This window comes from Streptomyces sp. NPDC007907, assembly GCF_042959365.1.
Classification (GTDB): Bacteria; Actinomycetota; Actinomycetes; order Streptomycetales; family Streptomycetaceae; genus Streptomyces; species Streptomyces indiaensis.
This window is the reverse complement of record NZ_JBIBKR010000003.1, coordinates 1031795-1054709: the sequence shown is the minus strand read 5'-3', so window position 1 is coordinate 1054709 and position 22915 is coordinate 1031795. Positions and strand designations below refer to the sequence as shown.

Genomic DNA, 22915 nt, shown 5'->3' with positions numbered 1-22915 from the left:
GCCTCACCCCACGTGCACCCTCGGCCGCCGCATGCGGTCCGGTTCCGCCTCGCGCAGGACCTCGCGGGTGACCGGGGCGACCTCGCCCTGCCCGAACAGGAAGAAGCGCAGGAAGTTGGCGAAGGGCCCGCCCTCGGTCCACTCGAAGTAGATGTGCGGGGTGCAGCCGGTGGAATCGCGGACGTGCAGCAGAAGCGCGGCCAGGGCGTTCGGGATGGAGGACGATTCCAGGGTCAGGACCCGGTAACGGCCGTGCAGCACCTCGCCGCGTACGGTCAGGCCCGCCTCGAACTCGGAGGGATCGGTCACCGTCACCTCGACGAAAACGAAATCCTCCTGGCTGGGCAGGTCGTTGTCGTGCCGGATCTGCTCGATCTTGTCGCGGTACTCGGCGATGTCGCGGCGGTCCGGCTCGTTGGCGATGAACCGCATCCGGCGGCTGGCCGTGTCCCGCACGAAACGCTCCGCCATGTCGTCCAGCGTCACGCTGGTCACGCGCAGCTCGAACGCCCGGGCCAGCCGTGACAGCAGGGAGACCAGGATGATGCCGGCGATGAAGCAGGCGCCGATCTTCACACCGTCCGGGCGTTCGATGACGTTGAGCACGGTCGTGTAGAGGAACACCGCGGAGATCAGCGCGAAGGCGATCGTCCAGTTCCGCTGCCGGGCCTTGCGGGCGGCGATGGTCACGGCGATCGCGGCCGAGCTGATGAGGACCAGGACACCCGTGGCGTAGGCCCCGCCCTGGGCGTCGACGTCGGCGTCGAAGATCCAGGTGACCAGGAAGGCGATCAGGGTGAAGACGACGACCATGGGCCGCACCGCCCGGGCCCAGTGCGGGGCCATGCCGTAGCGGGGCAGGTAGCGCGGCATCAGGTTGAGCAGGCCGGCCATCGCGGAGGCACCGGCGAACCAGAGGATGGCGATCGTCGAGATGTCGTAGACGGTGCCGAAGGTGTTGCCCAGGTAGTCGTGCGCCAGGTACGCGAGCGCTCGGCCGTTGGCCTGGCCGCCCGGCTCGAACTGCTTCTCCGGGATGAGGAGGGTGGTGATGAAGCTGGTGGTGATCAGGAAGACGCTCATGATCAGGGCGGCCGTGGTGAGCAGCTTCTTCGTGTCGCGGATGCGCCCGGCCGGGCGTTCCTCCGTGTCGTGCGGATCGCCCTTGACGTGCGGCATCACGGCGACGCCCGTCTCGAATCCGGAGAGGCCGAGGGCCAGTTTCGGGAAGACGAGCAGGGCGACGCCGATCATGACGAAGACGTTGCCGTGCTGAGCGGTGAGGGCGCTCGACCAGTCGGTGATCACGTGACCCGCCGTGATGACGTGGTAGAGACCGACGACCACCACGACCGCGTTCAGCGCGAGGTAGGCGCCGACGAGGGCGACGGCGACGCCGATCGCCTCCAGGAAGCCCTTGAGGAACACCGCGCCCAGCAGGGCCACCAGGACCAGCGTGATCAGCATCTGCTTGTCGTGCAGGACACCCGTCAGGTGCGGGTTCTCCACCAGGTGGGTGGAGGCGTCGGCGGCCGACAGGGTGATGGTGATGAGGAAGTCGGTGGCGGCGAAGCCCAGCAGGGTCAGCACGAACAACTTGCCCTGCCAGAAGGACAGTAGCCGCTCCAGCATCGCGATCGAGCCCTCACCGTGCGGGCTCTCCTCGGCCACGCGGCGGTAGACGGGCAGGGCGCCGGCCAGCGTGACGACGACCAGGACGAGGGTCGCGATCGGTGACAGCAGCCCGGCGGCGAGGGCCGCGATGCCCGGCTGGTAGCCGAGGGTCGAGAAGTAGTCGACGCCGGTCAGGCACATCACCCGCCACCAGCGCTGCCCCCGGTGCGGAGGCTCCGGGTCGGCGTGGGGCCCGGTGTGGCCGCCGCCCTTGCCCATGTCCGCCAGACCCTCCAGCATCCAGGCGCGCAGACGGCTGGGTGGTGAAGACGGTGGACGGCCCGGTGCGGGGTGGTCGGTGGTGGCCATCGACGTGCTCCAGAGGTGCGGCTCAGCGTGGTTCCGGCCATCACTGGACGGCACGATCAGCGTAAGCGGAGCGTGATGCCGTGGCCTTCGAATGAAGGGGCGGAGCGCGTCAAGCTTCCGTTAAGACTGGCGGCGCGAGCGGCCGCAGAACCGAAGACCCGAGCTGAGAGCGGGCGAGGCCGGTTCTCCCCGTGCAGTGGCGGTACGGATCCGGGGCTCGCAGACGGACACCCTGTGTGATCACCAGGGTCGCCCACGCGTAACGTTCGTTTGAGAACTCGAATGTTTCGTACTTTCTCCCTCTCTTCATCTTGGTAAGAGATTCCCCTTGTTCAAGGGGTTGCCACCGTTTGGCCGCTGTCTCTAGGGTGCGGCAGCAGCGAAGCTTTCTGGATATCTATCGAAACTTTCGAGGAGGGCATGATGGGCGACCCGGCACTGTCCCGCCGCGGCTTCCTGGCGGCCTCCGCCGCGGCCGGTCTGGCGACGACGGCACTGACCGCATGCGGCGGGGACTCGGGCGGAGGGTCGTCCGGGACGACCACGGTCGAATGGTGGAACATCTCCACCACCGAGCCGGCCAAGACCGTCTGGGCCGCTCTCGCGCGGAAGTTCGAGGCGCAGAACCCCAAGGTCAAGATAAAGATCGTCCAGCTGGAGAACGACGCCTACAAGTCGAAGATGACGGCCCTGACCGCCTCCGGGAAGCTGCCCGACATCTTCCACACCTGGGGCGGCGGCGTGCTGAAGCAGCAGGTCGACGCCGGGCTCGTCGAGAACCTCACGGACCGGACCAAACCCTGGGGAGACGCCCTGCTGCCGGTCGCCAGGGAGCCGTACCTGTTCGACGACCAGGCATACGGCGTCCCGTTCGACATCGGCATGATCGGCTTCTGGTACAACAAGGCGCTCTTCGAGAAGGCCGGCATCGCCGAGCCGCCGACCACCTGGGACGGCTTCCTCGACGCCGTACGCAGGCTGAAGACCGCCAAGGTCACGCCGCTGGCCCTGGCCGGCAAGGAGAAGTGGCCCGGCATGTACTACTGGGCCTACCTGGCGATGCGTACCGCCGGGGCCGACGCGTTGCAGAAGGCCTACGAGGACAAGGACTTCACCGGCGCCCCCTTCATGGACGCCGGTGAGCACCTGAAGGAACTCGTCGCCCTCCAGCCGTTCCAGAAGGGCTTCCTCGGCGCCGCCTACTCGTCGCCCACCGGCCAGGCCGCCGCCGTCGGCAACGGCAAGGCGGCCATGGAGCTCATGGGGCAGTGGGCGCCCACGGTCCAGGCCGACGCGGGCAAGGGACTGGGCAAGGACCTCGGCTTCTTCCCGTTCCCCGCGGTCGAGGGCGGCAAGGGGGCCATCACCGAGGTGTTCGGCGGGGGCGGCGGGCACGCACTGCGCCGGGGAGCCCCGCAGGAGGCCGTCGACTTCCTCAAGTTCTTCGCGTCCGAGGCCACCGACCTGGAACTGGTCAAGAAGACCGGGGTCCTGCCCGTGGTCCCGGCGGCCGAGAGCGCCATCGCCGACCCCAACATCAAGGCCGCGCAGGCCCAGCTGAAGGCCGCCACCGGCTTCCAGCTCTACCTCGACCAGGCGTACGCGCCCGCCGTCGGCCAGGAGGTCAACGACAGCGTGGCCGCGCTCATCGCCGGCTCCAAGTCGCCCGGGCAGGTCGCCCAGTCGATCACGAAGACCGCGAAGGAAGAGCAGTAGCCGGCGATGACCTCCACGTTCCTGCCGGACGAACGGACCGGCCCCGGCGCCGGTTCCCCGTCCCCGTCCCCGGCCGCGGACCGGCCGACGGGGCGGGCCCGGCGCCGCACCCTGCACTGGCTCACCGCGGCCGGCTTCCAACTCCCGGCCCTGGTCCTGTTCCTGGGGCTCGTGCTGCTGCCGATGCTGTTCGCCCTGTACGCCGCGTTCTTCCGCTGGGGCGGCTTCGGCATGCCCTCCGACTACATCGGCGGCGAGAACTTCACCCGGCTCTTCCAGGACGCCGTCTTCCTCGGCGACCTGTGGCGCTGCCTGGTCCTGGTGGTGCTGTCGCTGGCGGTCCAGCTGCCGTTCGCCCTCGCCATGGCCGTCCTGCTCAACCAGCGGATGCGCGGCCGGGCGGTGTACCGGATGCTGTTCTTCGCCCCGTACGTGCTGTCCGAGGCCATCACCGGCATCCTCTTCGGCATGATCTTCGCCCCGGACGACGGCTTCGCCGACCAGGTCCTCGGCCGGATCGGCCTGGACGGGCTGGGCGGGGAGTGGTTCGCGGATCCCTCCACCGTGATGGCGACCGTCTTCCTGGTCATGACCTGGAAGTACTTCGGCTTCCACATGATGCTGTACCTGGCCGGGCTCCAGGCCGTCCCCAGGGAACTGACCGAGGCGGCGCTCATCGACGGGGCGAGTGCCTGGCAGCGGTTCCGCAACGTCACGCTGCCGCTGCTCGCGCCCACCCTGCGCATCAGCGTGTTCCTCGCGGTCATCGGGTCGATCCAGCTCTTCGACCTGGTGTGGGTGACCACCGCGGGCGGCCCCGACCACCACTCCGAGACGATGGCCGTGACCATGTTCCAGTACGGCTTCAAGCGCTACCAGGTCGGCTACGCCAGCGCGATCAGCGTGGTCATGTTCGGCATCAGCCTCGTCTTCGCCCTCGCCTACCAGCGGTTCGTCCTCCGACGCGACCTGGAAGGGGCCACCACGACCATGCGGGGTGACGGAAAGTGACAACCGGTCAGAAGAACCGTGCCCCGGGCAGGACTTGGAGCCTGCACCTCGTCCTGGTCGTCGTCGGGGCGGTCATGGCCGTTCCCCTGCTGTACGCCGCGCTCTCCGGTTTCAAGTCCACCGACGAACTCTCGCGCAACCCGGTCGGACTTCCCGAGTCCTGGGTGACCTCCAACTACACCGGGATCCTCGGCTCGGGGGACTTCTGGCGGCTGATCGGCAACAGCACGCTGATCGCGATCGGCACGACCGTCCTGGTCGTCGCGGTCTCGGCCCTGTCGGCGTTTTCCTTCGCGCGGTTCGCCTTCCGCGGCCGGGAAGTGCTGTTCACGCTGTTCACCATGGGGCTGATGTTCCCGTTCGCGGTGGCCGCCCTGCCCCTGTTCCTGCTGCTGCGCTCGCTGGACCTGCTGGACAACCCGCTCGGCGTGATCCTCCCGCAGGCCGCCTTCGGACTGCCGATGACGATCATCATCCTGCGGGGCTTCTTCCGGCAGATCCCCGGGGAGCTGGAGGAGGCGGCCACGCTCGACGGGTGCAGTCCGTTCGGCTTCTTCTGGCGGGTGCTGCTGCCCATGGCCCGGCCCGCGCTCGGGACCGTCTCCGTCCTGGCCGTCGTCACCAGCTGGAACAACTTCTTCCTGCCGCTGCTGGTGTTCACCGACGCGCAGTGGTGGACGCTGCCGATCGGCGTCCAGCAATTCCAGGGGCAGTACTCCGCGGAGTACGCCAAGGTCTTCGCCTATCTGGTGCTGGCCATGCTGCCCGCCCTCGCCTTCTACTCGGTCGCCGAGCGCCAGCTGGTCGGAGGCCTCACCGCCGGGGCCACCAAGGGCTGACACGCGCCACGGAACGTACGGCTCTACCCACCCACCCTCGTGAGGAGTCGCACCATGCGCACCACCCGCCTCAGACTCGCCGGCGCCGTCGCCGCGCTCCTGGTCGCCGCCGGCATCGGCGCCGGCACGCCCGCCCAGGCGCATCACCAGCCGCCCACCCTCGCCGACCTCGCCCAGCGCCACGGCCGCTACTTCGGCAGCGCCACCGACAATCCCGAGCTCGTGGACGGGCCGTACACGGCCCTGCTCGGCAGCGAGTTCGACCAGATCACACCCGGCAACGGCATGAAGTGGTACGCGACCGAGCCGCAGCAGGGGGTGTTCGACTTCTCCGCGGGCGACGAGATCGTGAACCTCGCCCGGGCCGACCGGCAGAAGGTGCGCGGCCACACCCTGGTCTGGCACAGCCAGCTGCCCGAGTGGATCACGAGCAGGGAGTGGACGGCTCCTGAGCTGAGGGCCGCGCTGAAGAAGCACATCCAGACCGAGGTACGGCACTACCGGGGCAAGGTGTTCGCCTGGGACGTCGTCAACGAGGCGTTCAACGAGGACGGTACCTACCGGGAGTCGGTCTTCTACAAGACGCTGGGGCCCGGCTACATCGCCGACGCCCTGCGCTGGGCACACCAGGCCGATCCGCGCGTCAGGCTCTACCTCAACGACTACAACATCGAGGGCATCGGCCCGAAGAGCGACGCCTACCTCCGGCTGGCCAAGGAGCTCAAGGCGGCGGGTGTCCCGCTGCACGGCATCGGCCTCCAGGCCCATCTGGCCCTGCAGTACGGCTATCCCACCACCCTGGAGGACAACCTCCGCCGCTTCTCCCGGCTCGGACTGGACACCGCCCTCACCGAGGTCGACATACGGATGCAGCTGCCCGCGACCGAGGAGAAGCTGAACCGGCAGGCGGAGTGGTACGCCGACGTGACCGAGGCGTGCCTGGCGGTCCGCCGGTGCGTGGGCATCACCCTCTGGGACTACACCGACAAGTACTCGTGGATCCCGGCGTTCTTCCCGGGTGAGGGCGCGGCCCTGCCCTGGGACGAGGACCTGCGTCCGAAGCCCGCGTACGGCGCGCTGCGCGAGGCGCTCGGGGGGCGGTAGCGGGGCGGGCGGCGCCCCGCCGGACAGGGGGTGGCGGGGCGCCGGTCCTCAGGCCGGAGGCGCGGTGCTCGCCCGGACCACGAGGTCGGTGCCCAGCTCGACGCGCGGCGCGTCCGGCTGCTCGCCGCGGGCCAGGCCGAGCACCGTCCGCACGGCCAGTCCGCCCATGTCCGCCAGGGGCTGGCGGACCGTCGTCAGGGGCGGTGCCGACCAGCGGACCTCGGGCAGGTCGTCGAAGCCGACCACGCTCATGTCCTGTGGCACCCGAAGAGCGCGGCGGCGCAGCGCCTCGATCGCGCCGAGGGCCATCCGGTCGCTCGCCGCGAACAGCGCGGTGGGCGGCTCGGGCAGGTCGAGCAGGGTGTTGCAGGCGCTGAAACCGGACGCGGGGCGGAAGTCGCCGGGGACGACGAGGGAGGCGTCCAGCGGGATGCCGGCACCTTCCAGGGCCGCGCGGTATCCGTCCAGGCGGGCCCGGGAGCAGAGCAGGCGTGGGGGTCCGGCGATCAGGCCGATGCGGCGGTGGCCGAGGGACAGCAGGTGTGCGGTGGCCGTCACGCCCCCCGACCAGTTGGCGGCGCCGATCGTGGGGGCGTCGAGGGCGGGGGAGCCCGCCGGGTCGACGATCACCAGGGGCACACCGAGGATGCGCATTTCCTCGTGGAGCGTCGGGTCCAGGGCGGACGTCACGAGGATGACGCCGTCGGAGGCGCGGGACCTGAGGTTGCGCATCCACTCGCGGGCGTCGCCGGAACGCCCGTGGATGGCCGACACGACCGTGCCGGCCCCGGCGGCGTGCGCGGCCTCCTCGACCCCGCGGACGATCTCCACGGCCCAGGGACTGCCGAGGTCGTTGAAGACCAGGTCGAGCAGGGCGGCGCGGGTGCCCGGGGCGGCGGGACGCCTGCGGTAGCCGTGCAGGCGCAGCAGGTCCTCGACTCGGGCCCGGGTCCGCGGTGACACGTCGGACCGGCCGTTGACGACCCGGGACACGGTCGGTACGGACACGCCGGCCTGCCGGGCGATCTCCGAGATCGTGACCCTGCCCCCGGTGCCGGCCCCCTCTGCTCCCACAGCCCCACCTCCGTCGACGGTGACCGCGAAACTTCCAGGAGTCTTCCGGAAAACGGGCATCCGTGGGAAGGCGTGCGGGCTGCGAGCGGAGCATCGCCGGGGGGTGAGGTGCCGGGCACGGAGGAGACATCGAGGGGGTGGCGTTCGGGGCACGAACGGGACGTCGCGAGTGGTGACGTTCAGTGACGGCCGTCGGATATGCGTCGGGGCCGGTTCGCAGGGTGTCCCGCGGCCGGCCCCTCATGTTCTCCGGCGGGGCGGCGCCCCGCCGAGCGGCCTCAGGCGGCCGTCATCACCTGGCCTGCCAGCGGGCGGTGCGGGGCGATGGCCCGGCCGTCCGGAAGCAGTTCGCCGGTGTCCTCGAAGAGCACCACGCCGTTGCACAGCAGGCTCCATCCCTGCTCCGGGTGGTGCGCCACGAGACGGGCGGATTCCCGGTCTGCGGAGTCTGCTGAGGGGCACTGGGGCTGGTGCTGGCACATGGGTGGGATCTTTCGCTGTGTCGAGACGGACGATGAGACTGCGTTGTTCGAGTGGGTTGTCGTGTCTGTTCCGCGGCTAGAAGTGTCGTTCACGGCCGCCCCCCGTTGTGATAAATCGTCGGAACCCAGTGTTGCCCCACGGGCGTCAATCCGCAGGGATTTCGCGGCACCGCTTCTCACAGGTTCATGACGCGTCACCCGCGCGGACGGTTCATCCCAACTGGGCTGTCCCTTCGGGTGGTTCGCAGTGGCCGGATAGGGCTAGTCCGCTCGGGTCGACGGCAATTCCGGCTCGTAGGAGCCATTGGACGCTCGTACGAGCGATCGGATGAGCGATAAAGCGATCGTGCGAGCGGTCGGCGGGTGATCGGGCGCATATGCGCGACCCCGCCGCCGGAATTCGGCGACGGGGTCCGCGGAGGTGTGCGGTGCGTCAGGCGGGAGACCCGAGCAGTCTGATGGGGGCCGCGCGGTGGGTCAGGACCGGAAGGAGTTCGGCGACGCGGTGCGGACGGTGCGCCGCGATGCCGGGGGGTGCCGGCGCCAGTGGGACGAGCAGATCGGTGGCGGCGGGGTGGCCCTCGGAGCCGTCCGCGGCGCAGTCCTCGTGCAGCCAGAGCGTCAGCATGTACAGGCCGGGCACCGACAGCAGACGGGGCTGGTACGGCTGCGGCATCGCCTCGGCCTGGCGCAGGGCGCGTTCGGTGGAGGTGATGTACGGGCCTTCGAAGAAGTGGGAGAAGGCCCAGCCGTCGGGAGTGAGCATGGTGTCCGCCGCGGCCACGGCGTGGTCGCCGCAGCGGATCAGGAAGCGCCACCCGGCCAGCCGGGTCGCGGACACGCCCTCCGCCGTCACGTGGTCGAGGACGTGGACGGGCAGCGGGAGCTCGGGTGTGGCGGGTCCCTGGGTGCCGAGCAGGGAGGGAGTTCGGGCCTCGCGGACCGCGGTGGGAGAGGAGAGTGCGGTGAGGACGGAACGGAGTGCGGGCGCGGGAGCCGGAGGGACATGCAGCGGCATGGTGGGTCGCCTCTCATTCAAAGGCACGGTGGCGCGAGGGCGGGGGCGGACGGCGCTGTCAGCTCACGAGGGTCAGAGAGGCAGGGGCCGGGTCAGGGAAACGCGAGGGGGGGGGTGGGGTCCGCGTCGCCACGACGGCAGGACCCGTCGACCGTGGGCGCCAACCTTCTGCCTTGCTCGCGGAGTTTATACGACATGGGTTCAGACTGTGTTTCGCCTAGCCGTTTCCGGTGAGTAGAACAAGGGTACATTCGGTCGGCGATACGTGAGAATTATCCCGATTCCAGGCCGGGGTGCACGACGGTGACCTCGGTGAATGCCCGCGAACCGGTCGGCCCATTCTCGTCGGCGTTTTTCACGAGTTCCCCGGGCCCGAAACCTGTCCTGTGCGTCATGCCGAGTGAATGTGCCACCGGTCACATGTGACCAGCGTAGCGGCCGCCGGGTCCGCCCGGGACGTTATCGATCGCTTTCGCTGGGCATCCTCCACCTGACCGGGACCCAGACAGCCGGATCCCGGCCCGCATCACCGAGAAGGGACGCTTCGATGGGGGAGAAGGTCGTGGCAGGCCGGTTCGACCTGTCCGATCGCCAGCGCTACCGCGACAAGCTGCGCCAGTGTCTGACGGGCTTGGAGCGACTCCTGGCGGAGAAGCGGTTCGACCGGCCCAAGAACCTCATGGGCCTGGAGATCGAATTGAATCTCGCCGGTGCCGACGGCATGCCGAAAATGTTGAACGGGCAAGTCCTCGAGCGCATCGCGAGCCGCGATTTCCAAACAGAGCTCGCCATGTTCAACCTGGAAGTCAACATCCCTCCCCACCGCCTGGGGGGCCGGGTATTCGACCGGCTCGCAGAGGAACTCCGTACGTCGCTGGCATATGCCGACCGAAAAGCGGGTGAGGTCGACGCCGGCATTGTGATGATCGGTATTCTGCCGACTCTCGACCGTGACGACCTGGTGTCGTCGAACCTCTCCGACGTCGACCGCTACACCCTCCTCAACGATCAGATCGTGGCCGCCCGCGGCGAGGAGTTCACCCTCGACATCGACGGCGTGGAGCACCTGAGCTGCACCTCGAAGTCCATCGCTCCCGAGGCCGCCTGCACCTCCGTGCAACTGCACCTCCAGGTCACCCCGGCCCGCTTCGCCGACGTGTGGAACGCGGCCCAGGCGGTCGCCGCCGCGCAGATCGCCGTCGGTGCCAATTCGCCCTTCCTCTTCGGGCGCGAGCTGTGGCGCGAGTCGCGGCCCCCGCTGTTCCAGCAGTCCACCGACACCCGCCCGCCCGAGCTCCAGGCCCAGGGCGTCCGGCCGCGCACCTGGTTCGGGGAGCGCTGGATCACCTCGGCGTACGACCTCTTCGAGGAGAACCTGCGCTACTACCCGGCCCTGCTGCCGATCTGCGACGACGAGGACCCGCTGAAGGTCCTCGACCAGGGCGGCACGCCCTCCCTCGCCGAACTCGTCCTGCACAACGGCACGATCTACCGCTGGAACCGCCCCGTGTACGGCATCGCCGACGGCGTCCCGCACCTGCGCGTGGAGAACCGCGTCCTGCCGGCCGGCCCCACGGTCCTCGACGTCGTCGCCAACGCCGCCTTCTTCTACGGCGTCGTCCGGGCGCTCGCCGAGGAGTCCCGGCCGGTGTGGTCCCGGCTGTCCTTCGAGTCGGCCGCCGCCAACTTCGACGCCGCGTGCAAGGACGGCATCGACGCCCGCTTCACCTGGCCCCGGCGCGGCCGGTACAGCGGCACCGCCGAGGTCGACGCGGTGAGCCTCATCCGCGACGAACTGCTGCCGCTCGCCGAGGCCGGACTGGACGCCTGGGGCGTCGAACCCGCCGACCGTGACCTGTACCTCGGCGTGATCGAGGAACGCTGCCGGCGCCGCGTGAACGGGGCGAGCTGGCAGGTCGCCACCTTCCGCAAGGCACTGGACGCGGGCCTCTCCCGGGAGGACGCGCTGGCCGCCACGACCCGGCGTTACCGCGAGCTGATGCACAAGGGGGAGCCGGTGCACAGCTGGCCGGTGGGACTGCCCGAGCCGGTGTCGCTGGGCTGACACCGCCGCCGGAGTGCCATCGCGCTGCCGCCATACTGATCCGACAGGTCGGTGAAGTGGAGGCGGGTGTGCAGGCGGAGGCGAGCCCGGTGGGCGGTTCCATTCCCCAGCAGGGACTCTCACGGCGGATGCTCCGCACGGAGACGCTGCTGGTCCTCGCGCTGTCACTGGGCGCGAGCGCCCTGTCCGCGCTGATCAGCTTCATCGGATCGGTCACCAGGCCGGGCGGGCTCAAGGACCAGGCGGCCACGATGAACGCCTCGGCCGCGCCCGGTCGGCCCTGGCTCGACCTCGCCTGGCAGCTCTTCGGGATCACCACGGCGCTGGTTCCCGTCGCCCTCGTGGCGCACTTCCTGCTCCGAGAGGGCACGAGCCTGCGCACGATCGGTTTCGACCGCACCCGGCCCTGGCCCGACCTCGGCCGCGGTGCCGCGATCGCCGCGGTCATCGGCAGCACCGGCATCGCCTTCTACCTGGCGGCCCGCGGCCTCGGCTTCAACCTCACCGTGGTGCCCGAGGCGCTGCCCGCGGTGTGGTGGAAGTACCCGGTGCTGATCCTCTCGGCGATCCAGAACGCCGTACTGGAGGAAGTGATCGTCGTCGGCTACCTGCTGCGCCGCATGGGCCAGCTGGGGTGGACACCGACGGCGGCGCTGACCGGCAGTGCCGTGCTGCGCGGGTCGTACCACCTGTACCAGGGCATCGGCGGCTTCGTCGGGAACATGGTCATGGGCGTCGTCTTCGTCTACCTCTACCGCCGCTGGGGGCGCGTCGGCCCGCTCGTGGTGGCCCACTCGCTGCTCGACATCGGCGCGTTCGTCGGGTACGCGCTGCTGGCGGGCAAGGTGGGCTGGCTGCCGACGGCGTGAGGCGGTGAGCGCAGGGGGCGTACGACACCTTCGTACGCCCCCTTTTTCTTCTCGTCTCTGATGAGCACTCGTCCCTGGTGAGCACTCGTCTCAGGTCAGCAGGTCGCCCTCGATGACGGTGACAGCCGTGCCGGTCAGCAGCGTGCGGTCGCCCCGCAGTTCGGTGCGGACACGGCCGGAGCGGCGTGAGGCCTGGAGGCCGGTGAGGCCGGGGCGGCCCAGGCGCTCGGACCAGAACGGGGCGAGCGCGGTGTGGGCGCTGCCGGTCACCGGGTCCTCGTCGATGCCCACGTTCGGGAAGAAGCAGCGCGAGACGAAGTCGTAGCCCCGTGCGGGGTCCTCGGCGCGGGCCGTGGCGATGACGCCGCGCTCGGAGTGGGCGGCGAGGGCCTTCAGGTCGGGAGTGAGGCCGTGCACGGTCTTCTCGTCGGCGACCTCGACGAGCAGGTCGCCGACGTTCGGGCCGGTGTCGAGGACCGTGAGCAGCTGCGTGCCCAGCGCCTCGGCGAGGCCCGCGGGCGGGTCGATCCGGGTGAGCGGGGCCGTCGGGAAGTCCATCGTGACCGAGCCGTCCGCGGCGGGTGTGGTGACGAGGACGCCGCTGCGGGTGGCGAACCGCACCGGCCCGGTGTGGGTGCCGGTCGTGTGCAGGACGTGGGCGGTGGCGAGAGTGGCATGGCCGCACATCGCGACCTCGGCGGCGGGAGTGAACCAGCGCAGCGCCCAGTCCGCCTCTGCGCCCTCGGGCAGCGGGTGGGCGAAGGCCGTCTCGGCGTGGTTGACCTCCAGGGCCACGTTCTGCAGCCAGGTGTCGTCCGGGAAGGCGTCCGCGCCGGGCAGGAGCAGGACCCCGGCCGGGTTTCCGGAGAAGGGGCGATCGGTGAAGGCGTCGACGATTCGGATCCGCATGCCCTGACGCTAGGGCGCCCACGAAGCAGCAGGCCAAGGCCAATTCGCATCCGCTGGCCCGGTTCCGCCCGCCGGGAATCCCGGAGAGCTTCTTGCCAGGCGAGCGTTACCGATATATCGTTGAAGCATCGCGACAGATCAACGATGGAATGGAGAGTGGTTGCGATGCGTACCCACGGATATGAGCGTGGACATGGACACGGCGGCCCGCACCGCGGTCGGGGCGGTTTCGAAGGGCTGCGTGCGGCCTTCGGTCCTTTCGGGCCGGGTGGCCCGGGTGGCCCCGGCTGGGGCGGACCCGGCGGTCCGGGTTTCAGCCCGGGCCCCTGGGGCGGACGAGGGCGCGGGGGGCCAAGGGGAAGGGCACGGCGCGGCGACGTGCGGGCCTCGATCCTGGCTCTGCTCAAGGACCGGCCGATGCACGGCTACGAGATGATCCAGGAGATCGCCGAGCGCAGCGGCGGGGCGTGGAAGCCCAGTCCCGGCTCGGTGTACCCCACCCTGCAGTTGCTGGAGGACGAGGGTCTGATCATCAGTGAGTCCGAGGGCGGCAAGAAGCTGTTCTCGCTCACCGAGGCGGGCCGCGCGGCCGCCGACGAGGGGCCCGAGGCTCCCTGGGAGGAGGCCTCCCGGGGGGTCGACTGGGAAGCCCTGGGCGAGATCCGCCAGGCCGGCTTCGGACTGATGGAGGCCTTCGGGCAGGTCTGGAAGACCGGCAGCAAGGAGCAGCGGGAGAAGGCCCTCGGGGTCATCAACGAGGCTCGCAAGAAGCTGTATCTGATCCTCGCCGACGAGGACTGAACCGTCCCGGACGAAAGGGCGCCCCCGGAGTGATCCGGGGGCGCTTCGGCATGCCGGGTGTCAGGTCACCAGCCCGTTCAGCTTGCGCAGTGACTCGTGCAGGGCCGCCGTGGCCGAGTTCTTGAGCTTGCCCGCCATCAGGGACACCGTCGCGCCCGTGAACTCACCGTCGATGCGGACCGTTGTGGCGTCGCCCTCGGGGATGAGGGTGTAGCGCGTCGCGACGGTCACCGCCATCGGGCCCTTGCCGCGGATGGCGAGCAGGCGTGCCGGTTCCAGTTCCTCGACCGTCCAGGCCACTTCGGCCGGGAAATTCATGAGCCTCATGTTCTCCTGGAACGTCGCGCCCACCGCAAGGGGCTCCGGGCCGCCGGCCGGGAAGCTCGTGTGGGTCGTGCTCCACTCGCCATAGGCGGACCAGTCGGTGAGCCGCGCCCATACCTTCTCGGCCGGCGCCCCGATGCGGGCCTCCGCGCTGACTTCGGCCATGCGACCACCTCTCCGTCCGCGGGCTGGGTGTCGCGGAAGGTAGCCGTGACGGCCGCAATGTTCAATACTGACGAACCGTCAGGAAGCGGTGAGGTTTCTCCCCCTCCTTCCGGTCTCCTCCGCAAGGAGGAGACCGGCCGGTCGGCTCCACTTTCTGTGGGACGCGAAGATGGTTCCTCCCGAGGATGTCCCGGCCGCGCGGGACTGATGGGGTAGGGGATGTGCAACCCCGCATCCCCTGGCAGTCGGCCCATGAGCACGGCATCCAGCGCGTGGACAACGATGCCAGGCTCAGTGACGAGTTGGCGTCGGTGGTCGGCGGCGCCCGCCGCCGGGCCGTCCGGGACCGGGACCGGCAGATCGACACCGCCCACCTGCTCCACTCGCTGCTGGAATCCGACCCCGAGGCGCGCGCGGTCCTCGCCGAGGGACCGCAGATCGCGCGACTGCTCGGGTATCTCGTCCAGCGCAGCATCGGATACGGCCTGCGCTGGCAGAGCGGGGTCGAGGACTCCGGGGCCGTCCCCGTGGTGACCGAGGCGACGGGGTTCTCGCCGCTCGCCGCCGCCTGTATGGAGGAGGCCTGCGAGCGTGCCGCCGTCCGCGGCGGACCGGCCCGGGGCACGGACCTGCTCGCGGCGATCGTCGCGGACCCGCAGGCGCGTGCGGTCGAGGTGCTCGAACGGGCCGGCATCGACCCGCGTCAGGTGCTCGCCCGGCTCGACGGCCCGCCGGACATCACACGGGAGTGCGGCGAAGCCACCCACTGAACTGTCCGTACGCCGCGGGGCGTAGCTCGTCCAGGCAGTGAGACAGGTGCCATAAGGGGTGACGCTCCTGTCATGGCCTGTCATCATGTGCCGGTGCGTACCTCTGACAGCAGCGTGAGCGGGCGCGGCGGGAGCGTGGGGCTCGGACTCGCCCTCCTGTCCGCAGTGGCCTTCGGTGGATCCGGTGTCGCGGCGAAGCCGCTCATCGAGGCGGGTCTGGACCCGCTGCACGTGGTGTGGCTGCGCGTGGCCGGGGCCGCCCTGGTCATGCTGCCGCTCGCCGTGCGGCACCGCGCGCTGCTGCGAAGGCGCCCCGGGCTGCTCGCCGGATTCGGGCTGCTGGCCGTCGCGGGTGTCCAGGCCTGCTACTTCGCCGCGCTCTCCCGGATCCCCGTCGGGGTCGCGCTGCTCATCGAGTACCTGGCGCCCGCGCTGGTGCTGGGCTGGGTGCGGTTCGTGCAGAAGCGGCCCGTGACGCGTGCCGCCGCCGTCGGTGTCGTGCTCGCGGTCGGCGGACTCGCCTGTGTCGTGGAGGTGTGGTCCGGCCTCGGGTTCGACGCGCTGGGGCTGCTGCTCGCGCTCGGCGCGGCCTGCTGCCAGGTCGGCTACTTCGTCCTGTCCGACCAGGGCAGCGACGCGGGGGACGAGGCGCCCGACCCGCTCGGTGTCATCGCCTACGGGCTGCTGGTCGGCGCGGCCGTGCTGACCGTCGTCGCCCGGCCCTGGACCATGGACTGGTCGGTGCTCGGGGGCACCGCAAGCATGGACGGCAGGCCCGTCGCCGCCGTCGTGCTGCTGGCGTGGATCGTCCTGGTCGCCACGGTCGTCGCCTACATCACCGGCGTCGTCTCCGTGCGCCGGCTCTCCCCACAGGTCGCGGGGGTCGTGGCCTGTCTGGAGGCGGTCATCGCCACCGTCCTGGCCTGGGTCCTGCTCGGTGAGCACCTCTCGGCGCCGCAGATGGCGGGCGGGGTGATCGTGCTCGTGGGCGCGTTCATCGCGCAGTCGTCGACGCCCTCGAAGGGGTCCGCGCAGCCGGTGGCGAGCGGCGGCCCCGAAAGGGAATTGTCCCGGCGCGGGACCAGCGCCTAAGGTGTCGATCATGCCTTCGAACGCACTCGTTCTTCCGCCTCCGGCCGCCTGAGGCGGGCCCTCCGGAAACCGCGCCCGGCGATGCGCCGCCGCGCAGGAACGGTGCTGCCCGCAGACGAAGTCCACGGGTCCCGCGTCCCGACCGATCCGGGACCTTTCCCGAACTTCCGCGCACCGTCCGCCGCTCCTCACGTGCGGCGTGTCGTGCGCGTCTGCGGAGAGAACACGTGTCGAACACCGTCTCCGGCCTGCCCACCGGGCGAGGCCTCCTCTGTCTGATCGTCGCCGGTGTCGCCTGGGGCACCGCGGGCGCGGCCGCCTCGCTGGTCTACCGGGCCAGTGACATGGGGCCCGTCGCCCTGTCCTTCTGGCGCTGCGCCGCCGGCCTCGCGCTGCTGCTCGCCGTCCGCCCGCTGCGCTCGCGCGCCCGGGGCCCCATGAGGGAGCCGCTCCGCCGCCGGGCGCTGCGGGCCGGAGTCACGGGGCTCGGACTCGCCGTCTTCCAGACGGCGTACTTCGCCGCCGTCTCCGCCACCGGCCTCGCCGTGGCCACCGTCGTCACCCTGGGCGCCGGGCCGGTCCTCATCGCGCTCGGAGCCCGGCTGACCCTGGCCGAGCGTCTGGGGCGGGGCGGCGTCGTGGCCGTCCTGGGTGCCCTTGCCGGGCTCGCCGTTCTCGCCCTCGGCGGTGGAAGCACGACTGTACGCCCCGATGGAGTGCTGCTCGCGTTGCTGTCCGCGGCCGGATACTGCGTGATGACGCTCCTCACCCGCCGGTGGGGCCGCGACGGCGAGGGCGACGCCGCAGGGACCACCGCGGGGGCCTTCGCCGTGACGAGCCTGTGCCTGTTGCCGCTCGCCCTGGCGGAAGGGCTGCTGCCGCACACCGAGGAGCCCGGCCGGCTCGTCCTGCTGCTCGTCTACGTCGCGGCCGTCCCCACGGCCCTCGCCTACGGCCTCTACTTCGCGGGCGCGGCCGTCGTACGGTCCGCCACCGTCTCGGTGATCATGCTGCTGGAACCGGTGAGCGCGGCGGTGCTCGCCGTCGTCCTGCTCGGCGAGCACCTCACGACGGCGACCCTGGCCGGGACCCTGCTGATGCTGGGCTCGGTGACGGGCCTCGCGGTGGGGGAGGCGCGGGGTGCGCGGCGCGCGGAGGAGCCGGTCACGGCCGGGTGAGGCGGGGCCTCGCTCCCCGGGCCTGCTGAAGGCGGGGCCTCGCTGCCTACGCGTGGTGTCGGCGGGGCCTTGCCCACTGTGCCTGCTCCGGGCGGGGCCTAGCCTCCTGCGTCTGTTGCCGACGGAGCCTTCGCCCACTGCGCTTGCTCCGTGCGGGGCCTCGCCCAGTGTGCCTGCCCCGGGCGGGGCCTCGCCCACTGTGCCTGCTCCGGGCGGGGCCTAGCCTCCTGCGTCTGTTGCCGACGGAGCCTTCGCCCACTGCGCTTGCTCCGTGCGGGGCCTCGCCCACTGTGCCTGCTCCGGGCGGGGCCTCGCATTCTGCGTCTGTTGCCGACGGAGCCTTCGCCCACTGTGCCTGTGGCCGGCAGGGGCCCGTCCGCTACGCCTGTGCCTGTTGTCGGCGCAGGAGGTGGTCGCGCGCCCTGGCGTCGCCCGGGCCGCCGCGCGCCGCGAGGCCCGCGGCGACCCGGTCCCGGATCTCGGCCGGCCTGTGGTTGGCGTACTTGAACTTCGCCCGTACGTCCGTCACTTCGAGGCGCAGGGCGCGGATGCCCGCGAGCATCCTGCCGTAGGGCGCCTCTCCCACCTCCGCTCGCGCGGAGCCGCCCTCCGGCTGGAAGTGGTCCACCTGGCGGTTGAGCAGCTCGGCCTTCTCCGCCGGGTGGTCCACGACGTGGGCGCGGCAGCGCAGCTGGACGGCCGCGTAGAAGCTCGTCGGGGTGCCGTGCTCGGGCGGGACGTCCGGGGCGGCCTGCCAGGGGCCGGGTACGAACACGTAGTCGTCGACCACGCTCAGCACGACGTCCGGGGCCGCCTCCAGCGCCGGCCAGAGCGGGTTCGGGCGGGCGAGGTGGGAGACGACCTCGCGGCGCCCGGCGTCGTAGACGAAGTGCAGGGGCTGGACGTGGGGCGGTTCGCCCGGCAGGCCGTTGACGGCGAGATGGCCGAAGTCGTGGTCGGCCAGCCACTGCTGCCATTCGGTGTCGTCGTGAGGCGCGTCCCAGGGGTGGATCAGCATCACAGGGCCGTGAGGTAGCCGGGCAGTTCGGTCCCGGGGGCCAGGCCCGGGTCGGGGGCCGGGGTGCCGTAGGAGCGCCGGACCGGGACGACGCCCGCCCAGTGGGGGAGGGCGAGGTCCTCCGGTTCGTCGTTCACGCCGCCGGTGCGCAGCTTCGCGGAGACCTCCTCCAGGTCCAGGCGGATCACGGCGGTGGCGGCCAGCTCCTTCTTGTTGGCCGGGCGCGAGTCCGCGGAGCGGCCGGGCACGACGTGGTCGACCAGCGCGTCCAGGGCCTGCCGCTTCTCCTCGGGGTCCGTCACGTCGCGGGCGATGCCGTGCACCACCACGGAGCGGTAGTTGATCGAGTGGTGGAAGGCCGAGCGGGCCAGGACCAGACCGTCGACGTGGGTGACGGTCAGGCAGACCGGGAGGCCGGGGTCGGCCTGGCCAGCCGCACGCAGCGGACGCGAGCCCGTCGAGCCGTGCACGTACAGCCGCTCGCCGACCCGGGCGTACAGCGTGGGCAGCACGACGGGCGCCCCGTCACGGACGAAGCCGAGGTGGCAGACGTAGGCCTCGTCGAGTATCGCGTGCACCAGGTCCTTGTCGTACGCGGCCCGGTCCGCGGAGCGGGTGGGGACCGTGCGGTCGGTCGGCGTGTAGGCGGTGTCGGGCTGCGACGGCGTCTGCGCGGTCCCCTGCATGGCGCTCTCCATTGTACTAGTGCATAATGGGCTTTGTGCTAGGAGAGTATCCGATCCAAGGGCGGCGCGCAGCGGACATTTCCGCGAGCGTCGAGCGTGCGGTGGGGGCCGGCGAGCTGCGGCCCGGTCAACTGCTGCCTCCGATGAGGGAGTTGGCCGAGCGGCTGGGGGTGAATCCCAACACGGTCGCGGCCGCGTACCGGACGCTGCGCGAGCGCGGGGTCATCGAGACGGCGGGCCGGCGCGGCAGCCGGGTGCGGCCCGCTCCGGCGACGACCGGCCGGGAGCACTTCCGGGTGGACGTCCCCGAGGGGGTGCGGGACCTCGCGCAGGGCAATCCGGATCCGGCGCTGCTGCCGAGCCTCGTGGACGCGTTCGCGGCGGCCGCCGCCGAGGGCGACCGGACGCCCGTGCTCTACGGCGACACCCCCGTCGATCCGGAGCTGGCCCGGATCGCGCGGGCCGGCTTCGACGCCGACGGGGTGCCGGACGGGCCGCTCACCGTGGTCTCCGGCGCCCTGGACGGTGTCGAACGGGTGCTGGCGGCCCACCTCAAGCCCGGTGACACCGTCGGCGTCGAGGACCCCGGCTGGGGCCGCACCCTCGATCTGGTGCCCGCGCTCGGGCTGCGGACCGTCCCCGTCGGCATCGACGACGAGGGGCCCCGCCCGGAGGATGTGCGCCGGGCGCTGGAGGCCGGGGCACGGGCCCTGATCGTCACCGACCGGGCGCAGAACCCGACCGGTGCGGCGGTGAGCGCCGCACGCGCGCGTGCCCTGCGGGCCGTGCTCCAGAAGCACCGGGAAGTGCTGCTGATCGAGGACGACCACGGGCACGGCATCGTCGACGTACCGCTGCACCCGCTGGCCGGCGCCACCCGGCACTGGGCGTTCGTGCGCTCGGCCGCCAAGGCCTACGGCCCCGACCTGCGGCTCGCCGTGCTCACCGGCGACGCCGTCACCGTCGACCGGGTGAGCGGACGGCACCGGCTCGGGCCGGGCTGGGTGAGCCGGCTGATGCAGCGGGCCCTGGTGCGGCTGTGGACCGACGGCGCGGTGGACACCGCCGCGGTGGCGGCGTCGTACGGACGGCGGCGGAACGCGCTGATCGGGGCGCTCGGGCGACGCGGCGTCGCGGCGAGCGGGCGCAGCGGCATGAGTGTGTGGGTGCCCGTGCCGGACGAGACCGGTGCCGTCGCCCGGCTGCTGCACGCTGGCTGGGCCGTGGCCCCCGGCGCGCGCTTCCGGCTGGCCGCGCCGCCCGGCATCCGGGTCACCGTGTCGCCCCTCGCCGACGGCGAGATCGAGCCCCTGGCCGATGCGATCGCCTCGGCCCTCGGACCCGCCCCCGCGCGCAGTTACGTCTGAGACAGCCGTCAGGGGCTTCGCTACGTCTGCGGCACCTTCAGGGGCTTCGGCCGTACTTGCGTGAGCGCCGCTCCCGTCAGCACGATCACCGCCCCGACCGGTGTCGACCACGTGAGGGTCTCACCGAGCAATGCGACGCCCGCGGCCGTAGCGATGACCGGGATGAAGTACGTGACCATCTGTGCGGTCGTCGGGCCGACCTCGGCGACCAGGCCGTACTGGAGGAGCACCGCGAGGCCCGTGCCCAGTGCACCCAGCGCGGCGATCGCCAGCAGCGGCACGACGGACAGGCGGGTCGGCACGGCCGTGAACAGCGGGGTGACGACGGCCAGCTGGACCGTGGCCAGCAGCAGTTGCGCGCCGGTCATCGACAGGTGCGAGTGGCCGGTGCCGGCGAGGGTGCGGCGCACGTAGATCCACCCGACCGGGTAGCTCAGGGACGCCAGCAGGGCCAGTGCCGTCCCGGTGGCGTCCAGGCCGTGGAAGCCCTGCCACGCGCCCAGCACCGTGAGCACCCCGAGGAAGCCCAGCCCGAGGCCCGCGACCCGCACCCGGGTCGGGCGGTCCTCCGACAGGGCGACCAGCGACAGCGCCATACCCCACAGCGGCGAGGTCGCGTTGCAGATGCCCGCCAGGGTGGACGGGATGGTCAGCTCGGCGTACGCGAACAGGGAGAACGGCAGGGCGTTGAGCAGGAACGCGGCGACCGTCAGGTGCCCCCAGACACGCACCCCGCGCGGCAGCCGCTCCCGTCGTACCGCCATCGCGGCGGCCAGCACCGCGGTGCCGAACACCAGCCGGCCGAGCGTCACCTGGAACGGCGCGTAGGTCTCGGTGCCCACCTTGATGAGGAGGAAGCTGAAGCCCCAGATCAACGACAGGGCGGCGAACCGGATGCGCCAGTCGAGGAGGCGGCGGGGCGGAGCGGGCGAGGCGGTGGCGGCGCAGCCGGACGGGGTGGTGACGGTGCTCATGGCAGCCACGATGCGGCACCAGAACCTCGTAGCACAAGCGAGATTTCGCACCCGGTACTGCGTAGCATTGCTTACATGTTGAACCTGGAGCGCCTGCGCACCCTCGACGCCCTCGCCCGGCACGGCTCGGTGAGCGGGGCGGCCGAGGGGCTGCACATCACGACGTCCGCCGTCTCGCAGCAGTTGTCCAAGCTGGAGCGCGAGGTCGGCCAGCGGCTCCTCGCCAAGAACGGCCGGGGCGTGCGGCTCACCGACGCGGGCCGGCTGCTCGCCGAGCACGCCGCGCGCATCCTCTCCCAGGTGGAACTCGCCCAGTCCGACCTGGAGGCGCAGCGCGGGCAGGTCGTCGGCGACCTCAGACTGGCGGCGTTCCCGACGGCCGCGCGGGGCCTCTTCCCGCACGCGCTGGCCGCACTGCGCGAGCAGCACCCCGCCCTCCGGCTGCGCTCCTGTGAGCTGGAACCGGAGCACGGCATCGCCGGGGTGGTGCGCGGCGACCTCGACCTCGCCGTGGTGCTCGACTGGTACAACAAGCCGATGGCGCTGCCCGAGGGCCTGGTCAAGGCGTCGATCCTGGACGACCCGGCCGAGGTCGCCCTGCCGGTGGACCACCGGCTCGCCGGGCGTGACGAAGTGGACCTCGGGGAGTTCGCCGACGACGAGTGGATCACCTGGGGCGACGGCGAGTTCTGCCACGAGTGGCTGATGTTCACGCTCCGCTCCAAGGGCGTCGAGCCGATCGTCGGTCACCGCGCCGCCGAGACCCACACCCAGCTCGCGCTGGTCGCCGCGGGCCTCGGCGTGTGCATCGCCCCGCTGCTCGGCCGCCACCCCGTGCCCGACGGTGTCGTGACCGTCCCCCTCCGGCAGCGGGTCCGCCGGCACGTGTACGTCGTCTGGCGTGCGGACGCGGACCGCCGCCCGTCGATCCGGGCGGCGGTGAAGGCCCTGCGGGCGGCGGCGGAGGACGTCGGCTGACGGTCCGGGCGGCGGCTACTGCCCCGACAGTTTGCGGAAGTCCCAGGAGACGATCTTCTGCGGCGTCAGACGGATCCAGGCGTGCCGGCCGTCGTGCGGCATCTCCTCCAGGCCGAAGTTCTTCCGCGCGAACAGCATCTCCGGGACGTCGAGTTCGGCTCGAAGCTCGCCCGTGCGCGGTATCTCGCCCACGAACTCGACGGTGCCCGACAGCTCGGCGCCGCGCAGCTCGTCGTACTCCTCGCCGGTGTCGACCACGATCGCCACCCGTCCATCGCGCCGCAGGTCGGTCCAGCGCTTGCTGCGCACCACCGAGTACAGCCACATCGAGGTGCCGTCCCAGGCGAACCACAGCGTGCTCACGTGCGGCGCCCCGTCGGCCGACACCGTGGCGACCCGGCAGGTGCGCTGGGTGGTCAGGAACTCGTCCAGCTCGCCCGGCGTCATCATGATCTTCCGGCCCCTGCGCTGCTGCGTGACGGTCATGCGCCC

Annotated in this window: 22 protein-coding genes; 12 read left to right on the top strand and 10 right to left on the bottom strand. The window is 71.4% G+C overall.

Annotation, left to right across the window (positions count from 1 at the left end):
• Nucleotides 1-3: 3 nt before the first annotated feature.
• Entirely contained in the window at nucleotides 4-1983 is a 1980-nt protein-coding gene (locus ACFZDI_RS16300; RefSeq protein ID WP_391251049.1) for an amino acid transporter, read from the bottom strand.
• A 423-nt stretch (nucleotides 1984-2406) separates the two neighbouring features.
• Here ACFZDI_RS16300 and ACFZDI_RS16295 point away from each other — a divergent pair, with 423 nt between their 5' ends.
• The 4 genes from ACFZDI_RS16295 (at nucleotide 2407) to ACFZDI_RS16280 (ending at nucleotide 6653) form a co-directional block, all read left to right on the top strand.
• Nucleotides 2407-3699 (top strand): extracellular solute-binding protein, encoded by a 1293-nt coding sequence (locus tag ACFZDI_RS16295; RefSeq protein ID WP_391251148.1) that lies wholly within the window; start codon nucleotides 2407-2409, stop codon nucleotides 3697-3699.
• Between the two features lie 6 nt (nucleotides 3700-3705).
• Nucleotides 3706-4710, top strand: coding sequence for a carbohydrate ABC transporter permease (locus ACFZDI_RS16290; RefSeq protein ID WP_234849780.1), 1005 nt, complete (start codon nucleotides 3706-3708; stop codon nucleotides 4708-4710).
• 74 nt (nucleotides 4711-4784) lie between these two features.
• Nucleotides 4785-5549, top strand: a complete 765-nt coding sequence (locus ACFZDI_RS16285) for an ABC transporter permease subunit (RefSeq protein WP_391251146.1) — start codon at nucleotides 4785-4787, stop codon at nucleotides 5547-5549.
• Nucleotides 5550-5603: 54 nt separating this feature from the next.
• Nucleotides 5604-6653 (top strand): endo-1,4-beta-xylanase, encoded by a 1050-nt coding sequence (locus ACFZDI_RS16280; RefSeq protein ID WP_234849779.1) that lies wholly within the window; start codon nucleotides 5604-5606, stop codon nucleotides 6651-6653.
• A gap of 48 nt (nucleotides 6654-6701) precedes the next feature.
• On the opposite strand, the gene ACFZDI_RS16275 is transcribed toward ACFZDI_RS16280, so the two are convergent.
• The 3 genes from ACFZDI_RS16275 to ACFZDI_RS16265 form a co-directional block, all read right to left on the bottom strand.
• On the bottom strand, nucleotides 6702-7727 hold the full coding sequence (locus ACFZDI_RS16275; protein WP_391251046.1) for a substrate-binding domain-containing protein: 1026 nt from the start codon (nucleotides 7725-7727) through the stop codon (nucleotides 6702-6704).
• A 278-nt stretch (nucleotides 7728-8005) separates the two neighbouring features.
• Entirely contained in the window at nucleotides 8006-8209 is a 204-nt protein-coding gene (locus ACFZDI_RS16270) for a DUF5999 family protein (RefSeq protein ID WP_234850970.1), read from the bottom strand.
• A gap of 433 nt (nucleotides 8210-8642) precedes the next feature.
• On the bottom strand, nucleotides 8643-9227 hold the full coding sequence (locus tag ACFZDI_RS16265) for a hypothetical protein (protein WP_234850971.1): 585 nt from the start codon (nucleotides 9225-9227) through the stop codon (nucleotides 8643-8645).
• Nucleotides 9228-9774: 547 nt separating this feature from the next.
• Here ACFZDI_RS16265 and ACFZDI_RS16260 point away from each other — a divergent pair.
• Both ACFZDI_RS16260 and ACFZDI_RS16255 read left to right on the top strand, forming a co-directional pair.
• A complete protein-coding gene (locus ACFZDI_RS16260; RefSeq protein WP_391251043.1) occupies nucleotides 9775-11292 on the top strand; it encodes a glutamate-cysteine ligase family protein in 1518 nt (505 codons plus the stop codon).
• Nucleotides 11293-11360: 68 nt separating this feature from the next.
• A complete protein-coding gene (locus tag ACFZDI_RS16255) occupies nucleotides 11361-12161 on the top strand; it encodes a CPBP family intramembrane glutamic endopeptidase (protein ID WP_372486661.1) in 801 nt (266 codons plus the stop codon).
• Between the two features lie 90 nt (nucleotides 12162-12251).
• Here the strand turns inward: ACFZDI_RS16255 and ACFZDI_RS16250 are convergent, their stop codons facing one another.
• Entirely contained in the window at nucleotides 12252-13070 is an 819-nt protein-coding gene (locus tag ACFZDI_RS16250) for a PhzF family phenazine biosynthesis isomerase (RefSeq protein ID WP_391251040.1), read from the bottom strand.
• A 165-nt stretch (nucleotides 13071-13235) separates the two neighbouring features.
• Between ACFZDI_RS16250 and ACFZDI_RS16245 the strand changes: the two genes are divergently transcribed.
• Nucleotides 13236-13871, top strand: a complete 636-nt coding sequence (locus tag ACFZDI_RS16245) for a helix-turn-helix transcriptional regulator (protein ID WP_391251038.1) — start codon at nucleotides 13236-13238, stop codon at nucleotides 13869-13871.
• 60 nt (nucleotides 13872-13931) lie between these two features.
• Here ACFZDI_RS16245 and ACFZDI_RS16240 read toward each other — a convergent pair whose 3' ends face one another.
• Nucleotides 13932-14360 carry an SRPBCC family protein gene (locus ACFZDI_RS16240; RefSeq protein ID WP_391251035.1) on the bottom strand — a complete coding sequence of 143 codons (429 nt, stop codon included), beginning with the start codon at nucleotides 14358-14360 and terminating at the stop codon, nucleotides 13932-13934.
• Nucleotides 14361-14581: 221 nt separating this feature from the next.
• On the opposite strand from ACFZDI_RS16240, the gene ACFZDI_RS16235 reads away from it, so the two are divergent.
• The 3 genes from ACFZDI_RS16235 (at nucleotide 14582) to ACFZDI_RS16225 (ending at nucleotide 17400) form a co-directional block, all read left to right on the top strand.
• On the top strand, nucleotides 14582-15130 hold the full coding sequence (locus ACFZDI_RS16235) for a Clp protease N-terminal domain-containing protein (RefSeq protein ID WP_391251033.1): 549 nt from the start codon (nucleotides 14582-14584) through the stop codon (nucleotides 15128-15130).
• An 87-nt stretch (nucleotides 15131-15217) separates the two neighbouring features.
• Nucleotides 15218-16222, top strand: coding sequence for an EamA family transporter (locus ACFZDI_RS16230; RefSeq protein ID WP_391251144.1), 1005 nt, complete (start codon nucleotides 15218-15220; stop codon nucleotides 16220-16222).
• Nucleotides 16223-16449: 227 nt separating this feature from the next.
• Nucleotides 16450-17400, top strand: a complete 951-nt coding sequence (locus ACFZDI_RS16225) for an EamA family transporter (RefSeq protein ID WP_391251031.1) — start codon at nucleotides 16450-16452, stop codon at nucleotides 17398-17400.
• A 379-nt stretch (nucleotides 17401-17779) separates the two neighbouring features.
• Here ACFZDI_RS16225 and ACFZDI_RS16220 read toward each other — a convergent pair whose 3' ends face one another.
• Nucleotides 17780-18418, bottom strand: coding sequence for an FMN-binding negative transcriptional regulator (locus tag ACFZDI_RS16220; protein ID WP_391251029.1), 639 nt, complete (start codon nucleotides 18416-18418; stop codon nucleotides 17780-17782).
• Nucleotides 18418-19104 (bottom strand): pyridoxamine 5'-phosphate oxidase family protein, encoded by a 687-nt coding sequence (locus ACFZDI_RS16215; protein ID WP_391251027.1) that lies wholly within the window; start codon nucleotides 19102-19104, stop codon nucleotides 18418-18420. The genes ACFZDI_RS16220 and ACFZDI_RS16215 overlap by 1 nt, the downstream gene beginning before the upstream one ends.
• A gap of 35 nt (nucleotides 19105-19139) precedes the next feature.
• On the opposite strand from ACFZDI_RS16215, the gene ACFZDI_RS16210 reads away from it, so the two are divergent.
• Nucleotides 19140-20471: an aminotransferase class I/II-fold pyridoxal phosphate-dependent enzyme gene (locus ACFZDI_RS16210; protein WP_391251025.1), complete on the top strand. Its 1332-nt coding sequence runs from the start codon at nucleotides 19140-19142 to the stop codon at nucleotides 20469-20471.
• A gap of 20 nt (nucleotides 20472-20491) precedes the next feature.
• On the opposite strand, the gene ACFZDI_RS16205 is transcribed toward ACFZDI_RS16210, so the two are convergent.
• On the bottom strand, nucleotides 20492-21445 hold the full coding sequence (locus ACFZDI_RS16205) for an EamA family transporter (protein WP_391251023.1): 954 nt from the start codon (nucleotides 21443-21445) through the stop codon (nucleotides 20492-20494).
• Nucleotides 21446-21520: 75 nt separating this feature from the next.
• Here ACFZDI_RS16205 and ACFZDI_RS16200 point away from each other — a divergent pair, with 75 nt between their 5' ends.
• Nucleotides 21521-22423, top strand: a complete 903-nt coding sequence (locus tag ACFZDI_RS16200) for a LysR substrate-binding domain-containing protein (RefSeq protein WP_391251021.1) — start codon at nucleotides 21521-21523, stop codon at nucleotides 22421-22423.
• Nucleotides 22424-22438: 15 nt separating this feature from the next.
• Here ACFZDI_RS16200 and ACFZDI_RS16195 read toward each other — a convergent pair whose 3' ends face one another.
• Nucleotides 22439-22909: a pyridoxamine 5'-phosphate oxidase family protein gene (locus ACFZDI_RS16195; protein WP_234848713.1), complete on the bottom strand. Its 471-nt coding sequence runs from the start codon at nucleotides 22907-22909 to the stop codon at nucleotides 22439-22441.
• Nucleotides 22910-22915 lie beyond the last annotated feature (6 nt).